Annotated in this window: 17 protein-coding genes; 15 read left to right on the forward strand and 2 right to left on the reverse strand. The window is 34.7% G+C overall.

Translation table 11 applies throughout. The features are described 5' to 3' along the window. Nucleotides 1-9: 9 nt before the first annotated feature. The 9 genes from HNS38_RS05850 to HNS38_RS05890 all read left to right on the forward strand — a co-directional run bounded on the left by HNS38_RS05850 (nucleotide 10) and on the right by HNS38_RS05890 (nucleotide 13,639). A complete protein-coding gene (locus tag HNS38_RS05850; protein WP_172280451.1) occupies nucleotides 10-1,848 on the forward strand; it encodes an asparagine synthetase B in 1,839 nt (612 codons plus the stop codon). A 114-nt stretch (nucleotides 1,849-1,962) separates the two neighbouring features. After that, entirely contained in the window at nucleotides 1,963-2,688 is a 726-nt protein-coding gene (locus tag HNS38_RS05855; RefSeq protein ID WP_172280449.1) for a 2-phosphosulfolactate phosphatase, read from the forward strand. Between the two features lie 107 nt (nucleotides 2,689-2,795). Beyond that, nucleotides 2,796-4,751, forward strand: a complete 1,956-nt coding sequence (locus tag HNS38_RS05860; RefSeq protein ID WP_172280447.1) for a dihydrofolate reductase — start codon at nucleotides 2,796-2,798, stop codon at nucleotides 4,749-4,751. A 9-nt stretch (nucleotides 4,752-4,760) separates the two neighbouring features. Continuing rightward, a complete protein-coding gene (locus HNS38_RS05865; RefSeq protein ID WP_172280444.1) occupies nucleotides 4,761-6,002 on the forward strand; it encodes a DEAD/DEAH box helicase in 1,242 nt (413 codons plus the stop codon). Between the two features lie 100 nt (nucleotides 6,003-6,102). Further along, nucleotides 6,103-7,656: a signal peptidase I gene (gene lepB / locus HNS38_RS05870; RefSeq protein WP_216663647.1), complete on the forward strand. Its 1,554-nt coding sequence runs from the start codon at nucleotides 6,103-6,105 to the stop codon at nucleotides 7,654-7,656. A gap of 8 nt (nucleotides 7,657-7,664) precedes the next feature. Beyond that, on the forward strand, nucleotides 7,665-8,099 hold the full coding sequence (locus HNS38_RS05875) for a peptidylprolyl isomerase (protein ID WP_172280442.1): 435 nt from the start codon (nucleotides 7,665-7,667) through the stop codon (nucleotides 8,097-8,099). A gap of 660 nt (nucleotides 8,100-8,759) precedes the next feature. Continuing rightward, nucleotides 8,760-10,070: a T9SS type A sorting domain-containing protein gene (locus tag HNS38_RS05880; protein ID WP_172280440.1), complete on the forward strand. Its 1,311-nt coding sequence runs from the start codon at nucleotides 8,760-8,762 to the stop codon at nucleotides 10,068-10,070. A gap of 287 nt (nucleotides 10,071-10,357) precedes the next feature. Further along, complete coding sequence (locus tag HNS38_RS05885) at nucleotides 10,358-12,940, forward strand: DNA translocase FtsK (protein WP_172280438.1); 2,583 nt, start codon at nucleotides 10,358-10,360, stop codon at nucleotides 12,938-12,940. A 57-nt stretch (nucleotides 12,941-12,997) separates the two neighbouring features. Beyond that, on the forward strand, nucleotides 12,998-13,639 hold the full coding sequence (locus HNS38_RS05890; RefSeq protein ID WP_172280436.1) for an outer membrane lipoprotein carrier protein LolA: 642 nt from the start codon (nucleotides 12,998-13,000) through the stop codon (nucleotides 13,637-13,639). 6 nt (nucleotides 13,640-13,645) lie between these two features. Here HNS38_RS05890 and HNS38_RS05895 read toward each other — a convergent pair whose 3' ends face one another. Beyond that, entirely contained in the window at nucleotides 13,646-16,426 is a 2,781-nt protein-coding gene (locus tag HNS38_RS05895) for a response regulator (protein WP_172280434.1), read from the reverse strand. 170 nt (nucleotides 16,427-16,596) lie between these two features. On the opposite strand from HNS38_RS05895, the gene HNS38_RS05900 reads away from it, so the two are divergent. Genes HNS38_RS05900 through HNS38_RS05925 form a run of 6 tightly spaced genes read left to right on the forward strand, consistent with a single transcriptional unit; the run spans nucleotide 16,597 to nucleotide 21,759 of the window. After that, complete coding sequence (locus HNS38_RS05900) at nucleotides 16,597-16,962, forward strand: STAS/SEC14 domain-containing protein (protein WP_172280432.1); 366 nt, start codon at nucleotides 16,597-16,599, stop codon at nucleotides 16,960-16,962. Nucleotides 16,963-16,966: 4 nt separating this feature from the next. Further along, a complete protein-coding gene (locus tag HNS38_RS05905; protein ID WP_172280430.1) occupies nucleotides 16,967-17,653 on the forward strand; it encodes an STAS domain-containing protein in 687 nt (228 codons plus the stop codon). After that, on the forward strand, nucleotides 17,653-18,039 hold the full coding sequence (locus HNS38_RS05910) for an STAS domain-containing protein (RefSeq protein ID WP_172280428.1): 387 nt from the start codon (nucleotides 17,653-17,655) through the stop codon (nucleotides 18,037-18,039). Before HNS38_RS05905 ends, HNS38_RS05910 begins: the two co-directional genes overlap by 1 nt. Before the next feature lie 12 nt (nucleotides 18,040-18,051). Next, a complete protein-coding gene (locus HNS38_RS05915; protein ID WP_172280426.1) occupies nucleotides 18,052-18,477 on the forward strand; it encodes an anti-sigma regulatory factor in 426 nt (141 codons plus the stop codon). Continuing rightward, nucleotides 18,468-19,529, forward strand: a complete 1,062-nt coding sequence (locus tag HNS38_RS05920) for an ATP-binding protein (RefSeq protein WP_172280424.1) — start codon at nucleotides 18,468-18,470, stop codon at nucleotides 19,527-19,529. The genes HNS38_RS05915 and HNS38_RS05920 overlap by 10 nt, the downstream gene beginning before the upstream one ends. Further along, entirely contained in the window at nucleotides 19,489-21,759 is a 2,271-nt protein-coding gene (locus HNS38_RS05925) for a response regulator (protein ID WP_172280421.1), read from the forward strand. Before HNS38_RS05920 ends, HNS38_RS05925 begins: the two co-directional genes overlap by 41 nt. Here the strand turns inward: HNS38_RS05925 and HNS38_RS05930 are convergent. Further along, entirely contained in the window at nucleotides 21,756-23,999 is a 2,244-nt protein-coding gene (locus HNS38_RS05930; protein ID WP_172280418.1) for a tetratricopeptide repeat protein, read from the reverse strand. The genes HNS38_RS05925 and HNS38_RS05930 overlap by 4 nt on opposite strands. Nucleotides 24,000-24,010: the final 11 nt, after the last annotated feature.

Raw genomic sequence — 24,010 nt, forward strand, 5'->3', positions numbered from 1 at the left:
ACAACAGCCATGTTTGAAACCTATCTTTATGGAACTTTTAAATCCAATAATGAAATCACAAACGAACTCAACATTCAAATAGAAAGTGGAAATATTAAAAACCTTGCTTTTTCAAATTTCGAATATATTAATACATCCGACTCCGCTTTGGTGTTTAATGGTATTATTTATAATAGAAAAGAATTATTAGATTTTACTGGTTTAAAGCAAGCCACAGACCCCGAAATCCTTTTAGATATTTTCCGAAAGGAATCCTACCAAGGATTTAAAAGGATAAATGGTAAGTTTTTAATCCTTGTTCAAAGGGATAATGAATTAATTGTGGCTCGAGATAGATACGGCCAAGGACCTATGTTTTTCTATAATAATGAGGTTTTTACCAATCAATTTTGGCAGTTAAAAAATTTTAAGGGTTTCGAATACCAACCTAATACAGATGCCTTAGGAAACTACCTCATGTATAGCTATATTCCCTCCCCTCTTACTTCTACAGTTGGGGTAAGCAAACTACATGGCGGTGATGTTTTAATAAAAACTCAAAATGGAATAAAAACCGAAAACTTGTTTACATTTGAAGAGTTCACCGAGGAGAGGATGCAAATTGATGAACATGAGGCCTTAGAAGAATATGACAGACTATTCAAACAATCTATAAAAAGAAGAATTGGCGATCACGAAACTGTGGGAGCATTATTATCTGGTGGGTACGATTCAGGCGGAAATATATGTACTATTCCTGATGTCTTTAAAGGCCCTATAAAATCGTATAGTATTGGTTTTAAAGACAACCCCTTTTCAGAGCTACCATATGCCAGAATGATGGCGGAAGAAAATGGAGCCCAACATAACGAATACCTTATGGATGGCAGTGAAATTGAAGACCTCCCCTTTTTAGTTAGAAACTTGGGAGATCCGTTCTCGGAGTCGGGTTGGATGCTCAATAATTCAGCCATGAAATTAGTTCATGATAAAAACCTGCCTGTAGTTTTAGGTGGTGATGGTAGCGACCAGTTATTTACTGCTGCACTAAGAGAGATTGCTTATAGGTATAAATTTAAGAAGAAAATGTTAGCTCCTGCGCAAAAAATATTTGGGGCAATGGCCGAAAACAGCATGTTCGAAAACGACAACCTCCTCTTTAAAGCCCGTTTCCATAATGATAAAATTTTAAACATCCTAGCTCCTGACCATTTTGGATTTAGAAAATATCAGGTGAAGGAATTAATGGGAACTCATTTTAATCCTCATCCAGCCTTAGATGCTATTCCAAAAAGTTTTAAAAATTTCGATGAATTATTCAATACCAGAAATTTCTTTGTAGATATTAAACAAAACTCTACTGAAGTCATCTTATTTAAAGCCAGTAGAATCTCTCAATTATATGGAGTAAATCTTGCTTTCACCTATATTGACGAAGACATTGTAAAATTTGTAAAAGCATTGCCAAGGCAACTAAAAGCTAAAGGAAATGTGGATGATTTAGCTGCTGGAAAAGGAATTAGCAAATATTTACTAAAAGCACTCATTAAGCCCAAATTACCAGAAGCCGTAACCAGCAGAAAGAAACAAGGCGGATTCTCTCCACTACAGATTTTCTTTAGTGATGATTTAAAAAGAAGAAAAATGTATGAGTTCGTATTAAGAAGCGACATCAGCAAAACCTATCTTAATAAAAAGCATCTTCAAAAATTCTTGGAAGCTTATGACAAAAGTCTTAAAGGAGAATATTGGTTTTGGTATAAACAAACCATGGCCAACAGACTTATTAACCTACTAGTCCTCAGTATTTGGTGGGAAGTATTTATGAATAATAACTATAAAGAGAAACTATCTGATTATACTGGGTAAGAGCTCAATTTATTAACAATCTTCGGAGAATAATTATTCGTAAAGACTAATCAGAGCGGTAAAAGATAATGTACTTTTACCATCAGATTCTTTGCCTCAAGAAATGAAGACTATATGAAGGAAATTGAAGTAGTATTAAGTATGCCCCTTTTTCATCACCGATTGGTGAGGAAGAACAGTATAGCTGTCGTTATTGATATACTTCGTTCTACCACTTCTATTATAGCCGCATTAGATCATGGCGTTAAAAGTATTATTCCCGTGAGCTCAAAAGCCGAAGCAGAAGTCATGAAACATGAAGGATATTTATTAGCCGGTGAAGAAGATGGACGAAAATTTGATTTTGCTGATTTTGGAAATTCTGCTGATGAATTCTGGAGGGATGACATTATCGGAAAGGAGATTGTCTACAGTACGGGAAATGGAACTAAAGCATTTCGCCTTACAAGAGAAGAATCTGACAAAGTTGTTATCGGTGGTTTCCCGAATTTAAGTGTATTATCTAAATTCCTAGTTGAACAAAACAAAAACGTCGTACTTGTGTGTGCAGGTGAAAAGAATATGATGGCACTAGAAGATCAACTTTTTGCAGGAGCTTTGGGAGAAAAATTAATGGAATCTGGGCAGTTTGATCATTCTTGTGACAGTTTAATATCAAGTATGAGTGTTTGGAATGAAGCCAAAAATGACTTATTCAGCTATATTAAAAAGCTCAACCAACTCAAGAACAATCCAAATTTAATCAATCAAAAAGTCATGGACTATACATTTACTCTAGACTCTTCTCAATCTATACCTACCCTACATTTCAATCACATCACTGCCATCTCCTATAAATAGAAGTCGATTCACTTCATTTTCTCTTATGAATAAAGCATAGTCATAACCTAGCATAAATATAGTATTTTTGCAAAAATGATTACTAAACAAAATACATTTTCATATAAATGATTATCGATAATTTTAAGATACAAACTGAACAATTTGCAGACATTAGAATCCTCAGATACCAAGTACCAGGTTTCGAAAATTTAACTCTAAATAAAAAACTACTCATCTATTATTTATCTCAAGCTGCTCTTTGGGGACGAGACCTTATTTGGGATCAGAATTTCAAACACAACATAAAAATTCGAAAAACTTTGGAGCATATCATTTCAACTTATAAAGGTGATAAAAGCTCTAATCAGTTTCAAGAATTTGAAGACTATGCAAAAAAGGTATTTTTCTCCAATGGAATTCATCATCATTATTCTATGGACAAATTCTTTCCACTTTGTGATAGAGCTTATTTCGAGTCTTTAATTGAGAACTCCAATAAAGAAGGATTCCCTATAAACATGAATCAGTCTTTACAGCAGTTCAGCTATGATATTACAAATATTATATATGATAAATTAGAATTTCAAAAAAGGGTGAGTTTGGATACTTCTGGTGATTTAGTAGAAGATAGTGCTTGTCACTACTACGATAACGTAAATCAAGCAGAGGCCGAATCTTTTTATTCTAAACTACAAAAAGGTAATTCAAAATTATCATGGGGTATAAACTCTACTTTGATTAAAAAGGACGGACAAGTAAAAGAAGAAGTCTGGAAGTTGGGTGGTAAATATTCTGATGTTATTGAGAAAATGATTTTTTGGCTAAAAAAAGCGGTTTCTTTAGGCGAAAACGAAGAACAAAAGCAAGCTCTTGATAAATTAATCCAGTATTATGAAACTGGAGACCTTCAAACTTTTGATGATTATTGTATTCTTTGGCTAAAAGACATCAACTCCACTGTAGATATCATTCATGGGTTTATTGAAGTATATGGCGACCCTTTAGGAAAAAAAGCCAGCTACGAATCACTTATTTCCATTATTGACGAGGAGGCTTCTAAAAGAGCAAAAACCATAAGCGATAATGCCAGTTGGTTTGAGCACAACAGTAGTACAGACCAAGCCTTCAAGAAAAAAGAAGTAAAAGGAGTAAATGCAAGAGCTGTACATGTTGTGATGGAAGCTGGTGACTGCTCCCCTGCTACTCCCATTGGAATCAACCTCCCCAATGCAGATTGGATAAGAGCAGAATACGGTTCTAAATCGGTTACCATCTCCAATATTATAGATGCTTATGACGAAGCTTCAAAAGGGAATGGTAGTATCAATGAATTTGCTTTCAATGAGAAAGAAATTGAAATCCATAATAAATATAGTGGCATTGCCTCCAAGCTTCATGTTGACTTACACGAAATTGTAGGCCATGGAAGCGGGAAATTGGCTGAGGGAGTTTCAGATCCTTCTGAGACTTTAAAAAGCTATGCTTCAACAATAGAAGAAGCAAGAGCCGATTTGGTAGCACTATATTTTGCATTGGACGAACAATTAATAAAATGGGGCTTAATGCCAAGTATTGAAGTAGGCTATTGTGAATACAATAGTTATATACGTGGAGGCCTAATGACACAGTTGGTTAGAGTAGAAGAAGGTAAAGTTATTGAGGAGTCTCATATGAGAAATCGTCAACTCATTGCCAAATGGGCATTTGAGCAAGGAAAAGATAAAAAGATTGTAGAGAAGGTCCAAAAAAATAATAAAACCTATTTTGTGATAAATGATTATCTTGGCCTTCAGAAAATCTTTGGACAACTCCTAAAAGAAGTCCAGAGGATAAAGTCAGAAGGAGATTATGAAGCTGCACAAAACCTAGTGGAAAACTATGGTGTAAAAGTTGATACAGTGATTCATAAAGAAGTGTTACACCGCTGGGAGAAACTAAAAATTGCACCCTATGCAGGTTTCATCAATCCTCAATATGATTTATTAGAAAAAGATGGAAAAATAGAGGATGTTATTATTAGATACCCTGACAATTTCACCAAACAAATGCTATATTACGGGCAAAACTATAGCGCCCTTTAAAAGAAAAATATGTTCAAAGATTTAAAACTATCTGGTGATATTCTCGATGCAATAGATGCAATGGGTTATAAAGACGCCACTCCAATTCAGGAACAAAGCATCCCCATTATTCTAGAAGGTTCTGACCTGATGGCATTTGCTCAAACAGGAACAGGAAAAACAGCTGCTTTTCTACTTCCCATGGTGGACATCCTCCTGGATTATGCCGATGAAGCCTATACTAAAGCCCTCATCATTGCACCAACTCGTGAACTTGCTGGACAAATAGACCAGCAGTTACAAGGTATGGCCTATTACACTCCAATTGATTCTTTAGCTATATATGGAGGAGGCGACGGAAAAGATTTTAGCCAAGAAAAAAAGGCATTAGAGAGAGGGGCCAGCATTATTATTGCCACTCCTGGAAGATTCCTAAGCCACTTAAAAATGGGATACGTAGATTTGTCAAAATTAGAATTTCTAGTTCTTGATGAAGCAGATAAAATGTTAGATATGGGATTCCTTCCTGATATCCTAGAGATTAAAAAACAGTTATCTGGTAAACAGCAAAACCTATTGTTTTCAGCTACAATGAATCCCAAAATTAGAACCCTGGCCAAATCTCTTTTAAACAATCCCAAAGAGATTAACATCGCCATGTCCAAACCTGCTGAAGGAGTTATCCAAGCAGCATATCTAGTCCATGATTCTGAAAAAATCAGACTCCTTAAACATTTGCTCAAAGATAAAACGGAGCAAAAGATGATTGTGTTTGCTGGAAGTAAAATTACAGTAGACAATATTGCAAAAAACCTAAAAGATTTAAAACTTGGAGTACAAGCCTTTCACAGTGGATTTGATCAAAAAGATCGTGAAGAAATCATGCTCAATTTTAGAAGTGGAAAAACCAAAGTCCTCATTGCTACGGATATTGTAAGTAGGGGAATTGATGTTGATGATATTGACCTGATATTAAATTTTGAGTCCCCTAGCGATGCTGAAGATTATGTGCATAGAGTGGGACGAACCGCCAGAGCAAAAAGGTCTGGTTTAGCCATCAGCTTGATCAACTCTGATGATGTTTACAAATTTCAACAAATAGAAAAACTCATCGATAGAGTTATTCATAAGATACCATTACCAGCAGATTTTCCAGCAGGGCCTGAATACACATCAAAAGGAGGAGGCCGGAAATTTTCACCCAAAGGTAAATTCAATAAGAAACCTGGAAACAAAAAATTCAATAAGAAGCCTAATATTAAAAAAGATTAAAGAAATTTAAATGACCTAAAAGCTTAACAAATTTTAAGTCCAAAAATTTTTATTTCATCTTTGAAAAAAGCACATTTGCATAAAATTAATCTAAAACCACATGAGTTTATTATTCTTTGTTCTGAGTATTCCAGTTTTGCTAACTATTCCAGCAGCTTTTGCATATCCTTTATTTGAGAAAGCAGGAATACCAGGTTGGAAAGCACTGATCCCCTTTTATAATTTCTTTATTTGGGTAAAGTTAGTTGAGAAATCTTATTGGTGGTACCTATGGTTGATCATACCATTTATCAATGTATTCACATTCATGCTATTATGCATTGAACTCATTAAAGGATTTGAGAAAAACAAACCATTAGATCAGGTTTTAGTAGCCCTGTTCCCTTTTGTATATATGCCCTGGCTAGGAACTAAAAATGAACTAAAATGGATTGCCCCAGAAGATCGTCCTAAGATTAAAAAGTCTACTATTAGAGAATGGACAGATGCCATTGTTTTTGCAGTTATCGCAGCAAGTATCATCAGAATATTCCTTATGGAAGCCTATACAATACCTACTTCTTCTATGGAAAAAAGCTTATTGGTTGGAGATTATCTATTTGTAAGCAAAATGGCTTTCGGGCCAAAATCCCCACAAACTCCAATTGCTTTTCCGTTTGTTCACCACACGCTCCCAATGACCAAAATCACCAAGTCCTATGTTGAATGGTTGGAACTGCCTTATCACAGATATCCAGGATTTGATGTGGTAAAAAATAATGATGTAGTGGTTTTCAATTATCCAAGTGGTGATACTGTGGTTCTAGAAAGACAAAACGAAGATTACTATCAAATAGTTAGAGATAAAGAACTTGAATTAGCAGAAAGATATGGCGACAAATACAAACCAGGAATGGGAAGAAAAGCCATCTGGAAAGCTTATCACGTTACAGATAGACCCGTTGATAAAAGAGAGAATTATATCAAACGCTGTGTAGCCATTGCGGGTGATGTTATCGAAATAAAAGACCGCCAATTATTTGTAAATGGTGAAATGGCTGATAATCCAGAGAATATGCAATTCATGTATGATGTTTACACAAATGGAACTGGTTTTAACAAAAAAACCATTGACAAATTAGACATTACAGAAGGTGGAAGAATGAATAATAGTCATTATGTATTGCCATTGAGTGAGGATAAATTAAAAGTCTTAGAGAAATATCCAAATGTAAAGAAGATTACTCCAAGAATTCAAGCAAAAGGAGAAATCTACTCCCCTATTTTCCCACACGACACTAAGAACTTCCAATGGAACCAAGATAACTTTGGTCCATTAACCATTCCTAAAGCAGGAGAAAATATAAATATAAGCCTCAACAATATTGCACTTTACAAAAAAATCATCATGAAGTATGAGGATAATGATTTTGAAATAAAAGGTGATAAAATCTATATTAATGGAGAATTGGCTACAACATATACTTTTAAACAAGATTATTATTGGATGATGGGCGACAACCGCCACAATTCAGCAGATTCAAGATACTGGGGATTTGTTCCTGAGGATCATGTAGTGGGCAAAGCAGTATTTGTTTGGTTATCATTAGACCCCAACAAAAGTTTAAGTGATGGCAAAATTAGATGGAATAAAATATTTAGAACAATAAAATAATCATAGAAATGGCAACAGCAGAAATTAAAACCAAACATGGTGTTATGAAGGTGGAGTTTTACGAAAACGATGCCCCAAAAACTGTAGAAAATTTTATCAAATTAGCTAAAGATGGCTATTATAACGGATTAACCTTCCATAGAGTCATTCCTGATTTCGTAGTTCAAGGCGGATGCCCTGATGGAACAGGAATGGGTGGACCTGGTTACACAATCAATTGTGAATTAAGTGGAGAAAACCAACGTCACGATCGTGGTGTATTAAGTATGGCTCACGCAGGAAGAAATACTGGTGGATCTCAGTTTTTCATTTGCCACAGCCGTGAAAACACTGCTCATTTAGATCGAAACCATACTTGCTTTGGAAAAGTAATTGAAAACGTTGATATCGTTGATCAAATTCAAGCTGGTGATAAAATGGAAGAAGTTATAATTATCGACTAACCATACATTTTTACAATACAAGAAAGCCTTATTTCATCATATGATTTAAGGCTTTTTTATGTTTATATCATCCATATATTTACATGATGGCTATAAATCAGATTTATCAAAAAACCAACCCTAAGTATAATCCCCTACAAAGCCTACAAACATTAGCCCTACATAACAACAGTAACCTTCAGAAAAACACCTAATAATTATTAATCTCAGCCCATTTATAGTTTTTCAATAGGAACCTAATTATTCTTCTATTGGCCACTAAATATCTCCTTTCTATTAATACCTTGGAATTCCATGATACCAACACAAAAACAAAAGACATGCAAAATTATCTGCAAACAACTGCCTTCACTGATGTTTAGAGATTCATAAACCATTCTTAATCTAATTTTTACACTTCGACTGGGTGAATCCGAAAAATAACAATCCAATCCCAATATGGAGCATTAATGGCTGATCAATTAAATTAAATAAGCAATAAACAATTTCCACCTCAAGCTAAACGGCATGTTACTACATATGTAAATATCCTAATTTTTGTTTCTGAATATCCAATAAAGCATGCCATTCGTGAAAATCACTTAGAAACATTCATAAAATAGAACTTAACTATTATCTAAATTTGAAGTACACAGATTTTAATAATTTAAAAATATTTCTATGAAAAAAACATTACTTTTTTTAATGAGTCTTGTACTTACTATTAGTGTGCAAGCACAATGGATGATTCAAAGTCCAAATTTCCCTGATGAATCAACAGGAGTAAAACACATCAGCATTGTTAACGATGATATTGTATGGATCTCTGCTTATGATGGTTCTGCATCTAGCGAACATCGACAAAATTTCAGCAAAACTATTGATGGTGGTACCACATGGACTGCTGGTATGATTGATGTTGGATCTTCAACCGTAGATATTGCAATGATTACAGCCATTGACGTAGATAAAGCATGGGCTGTTGGATACCCTAACACCTCAGGGCAAGGTGGCATTTTCCATACTTCTGATGGAGGAGTAACTTGGGCACGTCAGGAATCGGCTTCTTACACTGCAGCATCTTCTTTCTCAAACGTTGTTTGGATGGATATTGATGGTAATGGTTTTTGTCAAGGTGACCCAATTGATGGCTACTATGAAAACTATACAACTAATGACTATGGTGCTAATTGGACACGTGTTCCTGAAGCTAATATTCCTACTCCCATTTCTGGTGAATATGGTTATGTCGGCCAAATTTATAGTACAGCAAATTCTATTTGGTATACAACAAATAAAGGAAGAATTTTCAGATCGACTGACAAAGGTTTCAACTGGGAAGCTTTCCAGAGTCCCATTTCAGATTTCGGTAGTGCAACATCAAGTGGAAACATTGCTTTTTCAGATAATAACTATGGTTTACTCATCAACAATACTGGAAGTGTATGGAACACTGAAAATGGTGGAGAAACATGGACTGAGTTAAATACTACAGGAACTATTTTTATGAGTGGTTTAGATTTCGTTGATGGAACTTTGTTTGCTGTAGCCACTGGTGCTGCTACTGATAACTCAGGTTCTGCCTGGACACAAGATGGAGGTATCACATGGAATGTAAATGATGGAGATGTTGACCAACACACTTTTATAGCTCTTAATGAAAACCACCAAGGATGGAGCGGTGGATTCACCGGTGCAGATGGTAGCGGTGGTATTTACAAGTATAATGGGACCTATGTGAAAGTAGAGGAAATGGATGCAAAACAAAACATTACATGCTTCCCAAACCCTACTAACAATTTATTACAAGTGCAATCTCAAGAGCAAATTAAAGAAGTTCGTATTCTTAATTTTGTTGGTCAGATAGTAAATAGAATTCAAGGAACAGATGCTTATATGACCATTGAAATGGCAGGCCTAAAAAACGGTGTTTACTTTGTAGAAGTAGAAACTTTAAATGCTCAGCATTCTGTAAAAGTTGTGAAACAATAAAAACACATCTCATTCATTTCACTTTGAAAAGAGGCTATTTCCTTTATTGGATTTAGTCTCTTTATTTTTGAAGCCTTACCATCCAAAAATAGCACCATTATTTTGGGTTTAAAACCTAGAAAATGACTTCACATGCAATAAACCCAACCTCAATCTCCTAATTATCTTATCAGAACATGTGGTAGAAATGGATATTTTGTGCACAATTCCCTTTTAACAACTTTACGGCATCCTTCTACCCTCCTCCTAATTTTACCCTATTTTTGTATTAAACATAGTATATCCGGATGGCAAAGAAGACAAACAAAACAAAACCAGAAAGCCCTAAAAAAAGCTCAACAAAAACCAAGAAGAAAAGCTCAATAAAAGCTCCTTCCCTGTCATTTATTCAATCGGATAAATTCAAGTTGAGTCTGGGAATATTTCTTCTTCTTCTTTCCATTTACATGACTTTTTCTTTTCTGTCTTATTTATTTTATTGGACGGCCGACTACGATAAAGTTTATAATTTTGAATGGTCCGATTTAAGTGGGACCGTCCCTGTAAATAATTGGGGAGGATATTTAGGGGCTTGGCTGGGACATCTTTTTATTTACAAAATGTTTGGTATCGCTTCCTTTCTTTTCATCCTTATCTTCTTTTTAATGGGAAGCAATCTTACCCTTAGAATAAGTTTTCTTCCTTTCAAGAAAACACTCAAAATTTCATTTGTAACCATGCTTTGGTCTGCTGTTTTCTTTGGAAGTATTTTCCACCATTCCGCTTTAGCTATTTTAGGAGGCACTTTCGGACATCAAGTTTCTTCATGGATTCAAGGTCTTATGGGCATGACAGGACTAATAATCATTCTTGCATTTAGCCTCATTTCGTTTCTTATTGTCCATTTTAACTTTCCTATGAAATGGTTTAATAGATTTTATGCTCAAAAAAGCAAAAACAACATCCAGGATAAGGATGAAACGACTACCAATTTTGATGAAAATAATAATGGCGACAAATACAATACCAACGAATATGCTGTAAAGGAAATAGAAAAAACAGAAGATGACAAGGAATGGCAGGATTCTGTTCCAACACCAGAACCCGTCATTATAAAGGAAGAAGATAACTCTGGGCCAATAACCCTTGTTCACGAAGAGGAAACAAAACTAAAAAAGAAGAACAACCCCAATTTAGATTTGGAATTAGACGAGTCAATGCCAATTGATATAATTGAAAATACAATAACTGAATCTTCATCACATATATCTGAGTCTATTAGTGATATTGAAACAGAAAGTGTAACAGGCATGAATGTGTCCATCGGGAAAGAAGAAGTGGTTGAGGAAACCAAATCTCACAGTATTGATACACCTTATGATCCTACTGAGGATTTATCTGACTATCAACTCCCTCAGATTGATATTCTTGAAGATCATGGTTCGGATAAAATTAATATTTATAAAGAAGAATTAGAAGCCAACAAAAACAGAATTGTTGAGACTTTGAATCACTATAATATTAAGATTCAAAAGATAAAAGCTACTGTTGGACCAACAGTCACCCTCTATGAAATTGTTCCTGCACCAGGAGTTAGGATTTCTAAAATCAGAAACTTAGAGGATGATATTGCTTTGAGTCTTTCTGCTCTCGGAATTAGAATTATTGCTCCAATTCCTGGAAAAGGTTCCATTGGAATTGAAGTACCAAATAGCAAACCCGAAATTGTTCCCATGCGTGCTGTCATTCAATCCAAAATATTTCAGGATTCAACTTATGAACTACCAGTAGTAATGGGAAAAACCATTAGCAATGAAAGTTACATTTTCGATCTAGCCAAAATGCCTCACCTTCTTATGGCGGGTGCTACAGGGCAAGGTAAATCTGTAGGCTTAAATGCTATCATTACCTCACTACTTTATAAAAAACATCCAGCACAATTAAAATTTGTTATGGTTGATCCTAAAAAAGTAGAACTTACTTTATTTAGCAAAATTGAAAGGCATTTCTTAGCCAAACTTCCGGATAGCGAAGAGGCAATCATAACAGATACACAAGCTGTTGTTCAAACACTATACTCCTTAGTGAAGGAAATGGATAACCGCTATGATTTATTAAAAGATGCTCAAGTAAGAAATATTAAAGAATATAATGCCAAGTTTATTGCTCGTCGATTAAATCCAAATAACGGCCACAAATACATGCCATATATAGTATTGGTTGTGGATGAGTTTGCTGATTTAATGATGACGGCAGGTAAGGAAGTTGAAGGACCAATTGCTCGTTTGGCCCAGTTGGCTCGTGCCATCGGAATTCACTTAATCATTGCCACTCAACGTCCATCAGTAAATGTTATTACTGGTATTATTAAAGCCAACTTCCCAGCTCGCATTGCTTTTAGAGTAACATCAAGAATCGATTCTCGAACTATCCTTGATTCAGGAGGAGCAGATCAATTAATTGGTCGTGGAGATATGTTAATGTCAACTGGTAACGATATGGTCAGAATACAATGTGCCTTTATTGATACGCCTGAAGTTGATAGCATTACTGAATTTATTGGAAGCCAAAGAGCCTATACTTCAGCATATATTCTGCCAGAAAGCGAAAGTGACATAGGAGACCAAGGTTCTGAAATTACCATTGCCGATAGAGATGAATTATTTGAAGATGCTGCAAGAGTAATAGTAAATGCTCAACAAGGTTCAACTTCTTTAATTCAAAGGAAACTTAAACTGGGATATAATAGGGCAGGCAGAATTATAGATCAATTAGAGTCCGTTGGCATTGTAGGACAGTTTGAAGGAAGTAAAGCAAGAGAAGTTCGTGTGGCCAATGAAATGGCTTTGGAACAGTTTTTGAAAGACCTTTATGCTAAAGAGCTAGAATAATAATTGAATTATTGTACTTTTGCTCGCTATTTAATAAATTATCCTAATACTATTACAATGAAAAAAGGTATTCAATACATGATCATACTTGCCATTAGCTTAAGTTTCATGAACATGAGTTTTGCTCAAAAAGCAGAAGATATTCTTGAGGAGCTTAGTACAAAAACTAACTCCTATAAAAATATTAAAACCAGTTTTGCTTATAAAATGGTGAATTTAGAAGCGGAGATTGACGAGACTACCAATGGAACATTAATTGTAGCAGGTAACAAATACCATTTAAATATAGCCGGACAAGAAGTTATATGCGACGGAGAAACCCTTTGGACTTATCTAGCAGACAGCGAAGAAGTACAAGTCAATGAAGTTAGTGATGACGAAGGCTTCAGCCCTACTAAACTATTATCGAGCTATAATGATGACTATACCTCAAAACTAGGAGATGACATTATTAAAGAAGGCGTATCTTTTTATCAATTAAATCTTAAACCAAAAGATAAAAACTCTAATTTCGATTATGTTGTATTATCAGTAAATAAGGAATTATTACAGCTTTCGGAGTTTACCATGTACGATTTTGATGGAAACATATTTTCTTATGAAATCAAGCAATTTGTTACTGATAGTGAAATTCCATCAGACAGTTTTACATTTGACACTGCAAAATATCCAAATGTAGATGTTATTGATATGCGCTAACTGAAATTAGTCCATCCACTTTTTAAAAACCTTTTTCATATCTTCAAAATTTACTGGTTTAGAAATAAAATCTTTCATCCCAGCATTTAAACATTGTGCTTCAGACTCCCCTAATACATTTGCTGTCATGGCAAATATCAATGGTGCTTTTCTCCCTAAGTCCTGATGATGTTTGAGAATATTTCTAGTAGCATCCAAACCATCCATTTCAGGCATTTGCACATCCATTAAAATTATGTCATAATCTTTTTCCATACAAGCTTCCACAGCCAAGCGACCATTCACCGCCAAGTCGGCTTCTAAGCCTAGGTTCTTTAACTGACTCAATGTTACTTTCTGATTGATTAGATTATCCTCGGCAACTAATATCTTTAACTCCGATAACTTAAAGCTAGAATCCGTCTTAGCTAGAATCATTTTATTTCTATCATCCTCTAATAATCCCATAGCTAACCTAATGGAACGACATAATTTATGCTCGCGGGCAGGTTTCATTAAATAGATATTAAACAAATCTCTTTCTTGTGGACTAAAATCTACTTTAATACTAGAAAGAATAATGATCGGAAGAGCAGAAAAGCCTGATGTAGTTCTTATTTTCGAAGCTACCTCAATACCTAAACAATCGGGCATCTGCATATCTATAATTGCTAAATCGATATTTAGTACTTCAAATTTCTCTATGGCCAATAAAGGATCTTGAAAAGCAAAAACCTCAAATCCCCAAATAGACAATTGCTTCGTTAAAATGGTTAAATTGGTTTCATTATCATCAAGTATTAAAGCTCTTTTATTTTCAAATATGCATTCATCAGATATGTTTCCTGGTAAATGTTCCGACTTGTCCATCTTTGCAAGAATAGTGAAATAAAATACAGACCCTTTGTTTTCTTCCGACTCCAGTCCAATTTGGCCACCTAATAAATTTACCAATTGCTTACTGATGGCTAATCCTAAGCCAGTACCCTCAAAGCGTCTTGCAATACTTGCATCCACTTGTGAAAACGATTGGAACAAACGATCAATCTTATCCTTTGGAATACCGATGCCTGTATCTTTCACTCTAAACTCTACTTCAACACCCTCCTCCGAGCTGTTTATTATTCCAAGATGCAGCAGAATTTCTCCCTCAAAAGTGAACTTTATGGCATTATTTATCAAATTAACAAGTACTTGTTTTAACCGATGTGGATCAGAAATAATATATTTCGGCAAATTATCATCATAAGTTAACAAAAGCTCCAGTTTCTTTTTTGCTGCAGTAGAGGAAAGCAGAGCGAGTACATCTTCGGCCGTTTCTACTAAATTGAAACTTTGCAATTCCAACTCCATTTTTCCTTGCTCAATCTTAGAGTAATCTAAAATATCATTAATTACGGTCAATAGATTATCTCCACTTATTTTTATAGTTTCCACATACTCAAATTGCTCCTTTGTAAGATCCGTGCGTTTTAGAAGATCTGTCATTCCAATGACACCATTCATAGGTGTTCTGATTTCATGACTCATAGTAGCCAAAAACTCTGCTTTAACCTTAGCTCCTTGCTCAGCTTTTAGTTTGGCTTGCTTAAAATAATAAGCAAATTGATAAGATAGAATTAGAGATTGAAAGAAAAAGAATAATAAATACCCAATGAAATACCAATAAGGATAAGCAGGTAAATAGCCCATATAATTCAAGATATGAGTTACAAAAACACTAAAAAGGACAAGAACACTTATTATTCCATAAAAAGATCCTGCTCTCTTTCGATAAGCAGCAAAAACAAAAATCCATGTTCCATAGGCTATATAAACAAATAAAATCCCAAAAAATGGTAATATCAAAAAGGTGAAAATTTTACTACTTAAGAAAATGGTGATAAATACCAATACCAATGACATGGCTTTTAAAACATTGGCTGCCCACTTTTTGGTTTCTTGTGGATATACCGATTGAATAAAAAGCATAAAAAAGAAGGGACTCAAAAACAAGGTAATATATTCTAGCCTTACCGTCAGGTGCCAACTTAAATTTGGGAATATGGAATGAAGATAATACTCCCCTGTCCCGATAATCCTATAGCTGTAAACCAAACAAAACATGCTAAAATATAAAATAGCTTTATTATGCCTACCAAAAATAAACAACCCCATAAAAAACAATCCTCCCATGAGTAATGCTCCTGTCAAAAGCAGATCTATACCAATAAGTTTTTCTCTTTCCTGAAGTACATTTTTGGCTTTACCTAAAAGTGGAGGTATAATAAGACCACCTTTACTATGATGAAAATTAGAGATTAGAATAACGAGTTCCATACTATCTGAATGAACCCGAAAGGGATATGCTTGAGGAAGCCAATGCGGAACTGACTCTTCCTCTTTGTCAGATACCACACCATTCTTAGCAATGAGCTTTCCATCCATATAAAATTCATAAGCAGAATAGAAGTCATGAAGCCTAAAGGCGAGTATTTCATTGGTTTTGGGCATCAGTAAGGTCAATCGGTAAGTTGCATATCCATAAGATGAATAGGAATCACCCTCCAAATCACCCCAAAGGTGAGGGAAGTAAAGATATTCTGGATTCATATTCAAAATAAACTGGTGTGGCCTTATCAGTTTATTCCAATAAAACTCCCATTCCCCAGGTAATTCAATAATACTTTTCTCATCCCAATCACGCAGATCTAAAACACCATTTTTAGCATATATCCCATTATTTCCAACATCAGTTGCCGCTCCAAAAAGAGGAAATACCAAACAAAGAAGCCAACAACCGATAATATTTCGAGCTAATAGGAACATAAAAATCGAGTTTTCTAATAATCTATTTATTTCAATTAACTAATATACAAAAATTAACAAGCCTTTTCTACTAGCTTTTTATTATTTGGGATTATACTCAAATTCTATTGTTTTTATTAACCAAAATCATTACATTTACAATAAGAAATCAATTATTAAACAATTCAGACATGAAACATAAAATTTGGTATGATGACAAAACTGGAATTACCTTCATAGAGTTTGTTGGTGATTACTTAAGAAAGGATGTTGAAGAAGTCATTAATACAGTAAAAGAAAAATTTGAAGGAAAACCCTATAAACAATTACTCACCATAATGAGTATTAACGACAAAGTCGAAAACAGAGAAACTCGTGAAGCTTCAAGCAAAGGATTAGCCACAACAGGAGCAACCGATATTGCCTTTGTTGGTGGGAGTGCCGCAAACAGAATGGTAGCAAGAGTCTTAATCAAAACAGGTGTTATTAAAATAAATGGTGACTTTTTCAAATCTGAAGAAAAAGCTATAGAATGGTTGAAAAGTAAAAGATCATAAAAAAATGGAAGAAAATTTAGAATTATCAAATGTAAAAGCACGCATCGATCATATTGAAGATGTACTTTCATCAGTAGCTGCTGGAGATTTAGATATCAGAGTTGAATCAAATATTGAAGATGATCTCACTGGTATTGAAGAAGCTATTAATATTTTAATTGACGATCTCACCTATGAGCTCAAACAAAGTATTAATATGCAAAATGATCTTCAAGAAAAACTAAAGAAAATCCAAGAACAACAAAAGACTATTGTTCAACAACAAGAAGATTTAATGGAACTTTCGAGTCCTGTAAGTAAAGTTTGGGACAATATCCTCATCCTTCCTGTAATTGGAACTTTAGATAGCCAAAGAACTCAAATCATGATGGAGAATCTTCTTCAAAAAATTGTGGATACCAGTTGCACCATGGCCATTCTTGATATCACTGGAGTACCGACTGTTGATACTCAAGTGGCAAATCACCTTTTAAAAACAGTAACTTCTGCAAGGCTTTTAGGCGCCGATTGTATCATCAGCGGAATTAGTCCTGCTATAGCACAAACCATTGTTCACCTTGGAATTGATTTATCTATCATTAGAACCAAAGCAACATTACAAGACGCCATGATTTATGCTATGAAGCAAAATAAAAAATCGGGAGCAGTCATAGCAAGTAGTATGGAAGAAATAGAAGAAAGAGAGGAATAATGGATCATTTTCAAGAAAAAAAGATCCCTATTATAAAAATAGGCTCATATTTAATCGTATCTATTCAGGTAGATATGCACGACAAACTTGCCCTCCAATTACAATCTCAAATTCTAAATGAAATTGAGAAAACAGGAGCCAAAGGAGTTCTAATTGATATTTCTGTTTTAGAAATGGTAGATAGTTTCATTGGCAGAATGCTTTCAGGAATGGCATCTATGGCAAGCATTATGGATGCGGCTGTAGTAATTGTAGGTATGCAACCAGCAGTAGCAATAACCCTAGTAGAACTCGGCCTCGAAATGCCAGGAGTTGATACCGCATTAAATATGGAACGAGGAATGGAGCTTCTTGAAAGAAGAATGGCCTCCATCAATGATGATTAAAAAGTTCAGACTATGCAAGCTTTTGAATATGATAGCGATTGGACTGAGCTGGGTGTTTTTCCTGTGAAAACAGAAAACGATATAGTAAAAGTTCGTCAAATGGCACGACAGTATGCCAAGGATTTCAAAATGGGAATCGTTGAGCAAACTCGAATAACCACGGCTGTTAGCGAACTACTCAGAAACATGTACCAATACGCAAATGGAGGTGAAGTAACCATTAACCAAGGTTATTTCGATGGGCATAATGCACTCATATTTACCTTTGAAGACCAAGGCCCAGGAATAGAAAACCTTGATTTGGCCATGAGCGATGGCTATACCTCTGGAGGCGGTATGGGTTATGGCTTACCTGGGGCAAAACGACTGGTAGACTCCTTTGAAATAAGAACAGAAGTAAATACTGGAACACTAATTCGACTCATGAAATGGAAGTAAAACGAAGTCATATTTTAAGTTTCCCTATAGATAATGAATCTGATGTTGGAGTCTGTCGAAGGAAGTCAGCTGTACTGGCTTCCCAAATAGGTTTTAACCAAGTAAAAACTGGTGAAATTGCAATTATTGTAACAGAGTTAGTTACCAATGTATTAAAACATGGTGGAGGCAGCGGAAAAGTAGTTATCTGCCAATTAGAAAATAACATCAACCAAAAAGCCATTGAGCTTTGGTGTTGTGATTCTGGGGAGGGAATTTCAAATTTTAATGATGTGCTTAAAGATGGAGTAAGCAATGCTAATACATTGGGACTTGGCTTAGGAAGCATTAGAAGATTTAGCGATGAATTAGAAGTAAATCCGGAACCTCATTCTGAAATTAATGAAATCTATTTTGACGATTTACATACTTTTAAAAACTGTATAAGATCACGTAAATGGTTACCACCTAAACAATGGTTAGGAAACAATTCAAAATTAGAAACGGGTGTGGCATCCAGACCAAAACCTGGTGAAACCTTAAATGGTGATGGCCATGTCATTACTCATATTAACTCAAACAATTGTGTTGCAGCTTGTATCGATGGTTTAGGTCATGGAAAAGAAGCCAATATCGCTTCCCAACTCGCCAAACAAGCCATCATACAAAAAGCAGAACTTCCTCTCGATGCTTTAATGAAAAACATTCACCAATCTATTAGAGGAACAAGAGGAGTGGTTATGGGTTTAGTTTCCATAAATACAGAACAAGAAAAAATATCATTTTGTGGAACTGGAAACATTGAAAGTTTTTTAATGACAAACAATGGTAAACAAAATTTACTTTCCTTTGGAGGGATAATGGGGCATAATATGAGAACTCCACGGGTTTTTGAATTTCCTTTTAAAGCAGGAGATTCCCTTTGTATGTACTCCGATGGAATTACCTCTCGATGGAAACACGAAGATATAGACTGGACTTTAGCTCCACAAAAGAATGCCGAATATATTTTAAATCAATTTTCTAGATCCAATGACGACGCTACCGTTCTTATCATCAGCCACACTTTATAATGTAGGCGAACTTAAGATTCAATTTGAGTCAGATGTGGTTCGTGGTCGTAATTTGGGCTCCATGTTAGCTCAAGAAATAAAGTATGACAATACGAACAAAATTCGTATTGGAACCACAATATCTGAACTTACCAGAAATATTATTGAACATGCAAGTCATGGAACCCTAAACTTTTCAATTGCAACTCGAGAAAGAGGCTCCGATGGCTTGGTTCTTGTCTTTGCTGATCAAGGAGACGGAATTATCGACTTGGATTTGATCAACTCAGGTTCTTTTCAATCAAAAAAAGGTATGGGAGTTGGTCTTATGGGCTCACAAAGACTAATGGATGAATTTGATATTCAAACAAGTACTAGAGGAACTATCATTACCGCTGTAAAATGGCTTCCTCCTTATGTCACTTTATTGGATGAGGAGAATATTAAGAAAATTCAAAAAGCTTTTTTACAAACTATTGAAAGAGGCGATAGTAGTTTAGTAGAAACAATAAATGCCCAGAATAATGAGCTCTTTTATTTACTTAAAGAACTACAAGAACAAAATTCTACCATAGAATCTATTAATCACGAATTAGAGGAAACCAATAGAGGAATTTTAGCATTAAATAGAGAATTGGAGAATAAAGCTCATGATATTGAAATTGCAATGGAAGCGGCACAGGCTGCAAACAAAGCAAAAAGTGAATTTCTTGCCAATATGAGTCATGAAATCCGAACTCCAATGAATGGAATTATCGGGATGTTGGAATTGGTTTTACCCACTAATTTAAGCATGGAACAATATCAGTTCCTCAAAATGGCAAAAGATAGCGCTGACCTTTTATTAGATTTAATAAATGACATTCTCGATTTCTCGAAAATAGAGGCTGGTCAATTAGAATTGGAAGATATTGATTTCAACTTACACGAAGTTGTTGAAGCAGTTTCAGACGTTATCATCCAACAAGTAGAAAACAAAGGTCTTGAACTTAATCTATTTGTAAAGCCAGATGTTCCTCAATTTATTATCGGAGATCCTACAAGATTAAGACAAATACTAACCAATTTAGTAAGCAACGCACTAAAATTTACGGAGCAAGGAGAAATCAACATCACTGTTGACATTGACAAAAATAAGCATAATGAATGTCAAGACTCTTCTGCAATCAACCTTGTGTTTGGAGTTAAAGATACGGGACTTGGAATACCCGAGGATCGGCAACAAGCTATTTTTGAAAGCTTTTCTCAGGCGGACTCTTCTACTACAAGAAAGTTTGGAGGCACAGGTCTTGGTTTGAGTATTTGCAAGCAATTAGTTAATTTAATGCATGGTGATATTTGGGTAGAAAGTGAAGTGAATGAAGGAAGTACCTTCTTCTTTACCGCATGTTTTAACGATTCAAAGAAAAACAAAGACACACTATTTAAATTACCAGAAAAACTTCATAATCTTAGAGTTTTAGCTGTTGACGATAATGAAACCAACAGGGTCATTATTAGAGAAACACTAAAAGCCTATGGCTTTGTTTCAGATATTTTTGAATTCCCAAAAGAGGCTTTAGAATTTTTCAGGAGCAAGAAAGAAGGTTATTTCAATTTATTAATTACTGATTTTCAAATGCCCGAAATGAATGGTTACCAATTGCTCAAAGAAATAAGAGAAACCAGCCAAATCCCTGCTGTAGTTCTAACTGCGGTAGGGGCTTGGGGCGAAAAGAAGATTTTCAAAGAATTGGGGAATATTGCTTATATGACCAAGCCAGTGAAACAATCTGTATTTTTCGATAGCGTAATTAATGTCCTAGGTATTTCTGAGCAGAAGGGAAATCCCATTCAAGACCATAATATCGATCACCTGAATAGGCTCAAAGAATTACCATCTACTACTAGTGTTTTATTAGCCGAAGACAATTTAATCAATCAAAGAGTAGCAATGGCCTTATTAAAAAAGGCAGGAATTATTGTAGATGTTGCTCAAAATGGTCTTGAAGCCTTATTAGCTACTAGAAACAAAAAGTATGACTTGGTATTAATGGATGTTCAAATGCCAAAGATGGATGGATTAGAAGCCACTCTTGCCATAAGAAAAGAACTAAGTGCCAAAGACTTACCTATAGTAGCCATGACCGCTAATGCGATGAAAGGTGATAAAGAGAAATGTTTAGCTGTAGGAATGAATGATTATTTGTCGAAACCTATAAAACCCAAAGAACTCTATTCTACATTAGAGACTTGGCTCATTCACGACTAAACTCTAAATCCCATTACCAGAATATCATCTAATTGCTCCTCCTCTCCCATCCAATCCATAATGGTATTGTCGAGATGTTGCTTTTGTGTTTTCACATCCATTTGATGAATGCTAGAAAGCAGTTCTTTAAATCGTTTCCTCATGAATTTCTTCCCTTTTGGACCTCCAAACTGATCAATATATCCATCGGAAAATAAATAAACCATATCTCCCTTTTTCGTTTCTACCACATGATTGTCAAATTTCTTTGGTTCTAAAGAAGAGCCAATGGGCTGTTTGTTGGCTTTAATTTCTTCTATACCATCCCCATTTACAATATAGAGAGGATTCTGTGCACCGGAAAATTCAACCTCCATGGTATCCAAATTAATACTCACCAAGGACATATCCATTCCATCTTTAACATCACTATCAGAATGTCTTACGAAAGTATCTACTACCAAATCGTTTAGTTTATTCAAAATTTCGGCAGGCTGTCTCAAACCAAACTCCATCAAAGTCCTGTTCAAACTATTATAACCCACAATACTCACAAAGGCTCCAGGAACTCCATGACCGGTACAATCTACAGCAGAGGCATAAATGGTATTGTCTACCTTCTCCATCCAATAAAAATCACCACTAACAATATCTTTAGGTTTATATAGGATGAAGGAATTAGGCAAATGCTTTTCTACAAATTGATCACGAGGTAATATAGTTTGCTGAATTCGTTTGGCATATCTAATGGAATCCATAATATTTAGATTCTTCTCTTCAATTTCTACTTTTTGCTCTGTAATCGCAATATTTGCAATATTCAAATTGCTGTTCTTTTCTTCAATTTCAATATTCTTACTTTCTAGCAAAGCGTTGGCCTTCTTCTTCTGTTTATATCCTCTAAAAACCTGTATTGCGATTAAAACAACTAAAAGCAAACCTCCAAACATGGCAAATAGCATAATTCTTTGACTGCGACTTTGTGCATGTTGTTTTTCTATGGTTAGATTTTGCTTTTCAATTTCTTGTTGCTTTTTCTCTGTTTGATATTTGGTCTCCATTTCCTGAAGCTGCTTTGCACTTTCCTCATTGAACAAACTATCTTTCATCTGAGAATACAGTACATGATATTCATAAGCTGGCTTATATTGATTAATCTTCACAAAACTTTTTGTGAGTGATAAAGCGGAGGATCTAACATTAGTTTTAGACTGAAGCTTTTTGCCAATTTCTAAACTTTTCTCAGAGGAGTCTATGGCTTGTTTGTATTTTCCTAATGCATAATATATATCTCCGATATTATTTAAACAAACGGCAATATTCTTACTATCGTCTTGCTGATACAATAAATGAAGCGAACGAGAATAATAGTCCAATGCATTCTGAAACTTTCCCAGTTTTTCATAAATATATCCAATATTCATATAAGTAATACTCAATCCGGCATTGTCTTTTTGTTCTTCTTTATACGCTAAGATATCCTCATATAAACCTAAAGCTTTATCATAATCTTCCATTTTAGAATAAACAGTTGCCATATTCTCTTTAGTTTCTGCTGCTCCTTTTTCATCTTTGAGTTGCATTTTTATTTCTAATGCTTGCTCAGAATACTTCAAAGCTAATGGGTAATTCTGCAACTCATCTTGAATATTAGCAATATTATTTAAGATTAAAGCCTGACGTGATAATTGATTAGTTTTCTCCGCCATAACCAAGGCCAATTGATAAGATTCTAAAGCCTTAGGATAGTTTCCTTGTTGATAATAACAAACCCCTATCATAAACTCACTTGCTACAATTGTAATACTATCATTGATATGCTCAGCATTTAAAATACATAATCGATAATTCGTAATAGCATTATCAAAATTTCTATCAATATAATTAATAACCCCCAGCTTACTATAACTAGATTTCAAAATCTTAAAGTCCTGTAATTCCGCAGCTATATCAATAGATAATTTAATAAACTCTTTACTTTTCTTGAAATCCTTTTTATAGTAAAAAGCAAATCCAATATTTTTGTTTATTTCACTTTCTGATTTTGCTAATTTATTTTCCTTAGCAATAAGCAATGCCTTATTATAGATAAAAATTGCTGAATCCGATTTTTTTTTGCGCATGGGTTTAGCCATCTCCAGTAATAAATCGACTTTCTCTTGCGGAGATTTCAATTTATCAAGGTCTTGATAAGACTGAGAATGCAATACAGAAAAAGATAAGATAAATGCTATGAATGTAATTATAATTTTCTGTGCCATAAAAGTGAAAT

Origin of the sequence: Lentimicrobium sp. L6 (genome assembly GCF_013166655.1) — a bacterium.
Taxonomy (GTDB): Bacteria; Bacteroidota; Bacteroidia; order Bacteroidales; family UBA12170; genus UBA12170.

Coding starts and splice junctions, on each gene's coding strand:
- HNS38_RS05930 (WP_172280418.1), bottom strand. CDS start 23,999: ATGGCACAGAAAATTATAATTACATTCATAGCATTTATCTTATCTTTT.
- HNS38_RS05910 (WP_172280428.1), top strand. CDS start 17,653: ATGGATCATTTTCAAGAAAAAAAGATCCCTATTATAAAAATAGGCTCA.
- HNS38_RS05860 (WP_172280447.1), top strand. CDS start 2,796: ATGATTATCGATAATTTTAAGATACAAACTGAACAATTTGCAGACATT.
- HNS38_RS05905 (WP_172280430.1), top strand. CDS start 16,967: ATGGAAGAAAATTTAGAATTATCAAATGTAAAAGCACGCATCGATCAT.
- HNS38_RS05890 (WP_172280436.1), top strand. CDS start 12,998: ATGAAAAAAGGTATTCAATACATGATCATACTTGCCATTAGCTTAAGT.
- HNS38_RS05850 (WP_172280451.1), top strand. CDS start 10: ATGTTTGAAACCTATCTTTATGGAACTTTTAAATCCAATAATGAAATC.
- HNS38_RS05875 (WP_172280442.1), top strand. CDS start 7,665: ATGGCAACAGCAGAAATTAAAACCAAACATGGTGTTATGAAGGTGGAG.
- lepB (WP_216663647.1), top strand. CDS start 6,103: ATGAGTTTATTATTCTTTGTTCTGAGTATTCCAGTTTTGCTAACTATT.
- HNS38_RS05880 (WP_172280440.1), top strand. CDS start 8,760: ATGAAAAAAACATTACTTTTTTTAATGAGTCTTGTACTTACTATTAGT.
- HNS38_RS05900 (WP_172280432.1), top strand. CDS start 16,597: ATGAAACATAAAATTTGGTATGATGACAAAACTGGAATTACCTTCATA.
- HNS38_RS05925 (WP_172280421.1), top strand. CDS start 19,489: ATGACGACGCTACCGTTCTTATCATCAGCCACACTTTATAATGTAGGC.
- HNS38_RS05920 (WP_172280424.1), top strand. CDS start 18,468: ATGGAAGTAAAACGAAGTCATATTTTAAGTTTCCCTATAGATAATGAA.
- HNS38_RS05885 (WP_172280438.1), top strand. CDS start 10,358: ATGGCAAAGAAGACAAACAAAACAAAACCAGAAAGCCCTAAAAAAAGC.
- HNS38_RS05855 (WP_172280449.1), top strand. CDS start 1,963: ATGAAGGAAATTGAAGTAGTATTAAGTATGCCCCTTTTTCATCACCGA.
- HNS38_RS05865 (WP_172280444.1), top strand. CDS start 4,761: ATGTTCAAAGATTTAAAACTATCTGGTGATATTCTCGATGCAATAGAT.
- HNS38_RS05895 (WP_172280434.1), bottom strand. CDS start 16,426: ATGTTCCTATTAGCTCGAAATATTATCGGTTGTTGGCTTCTTTGTTTG.
- HNS38_RS05915 (WP_172280426.1), top strand. CDS start 18,052: ATGCAAGCTTTTGAATATGATAGCGATTGGACTGAGCTGGGTGTTTTT.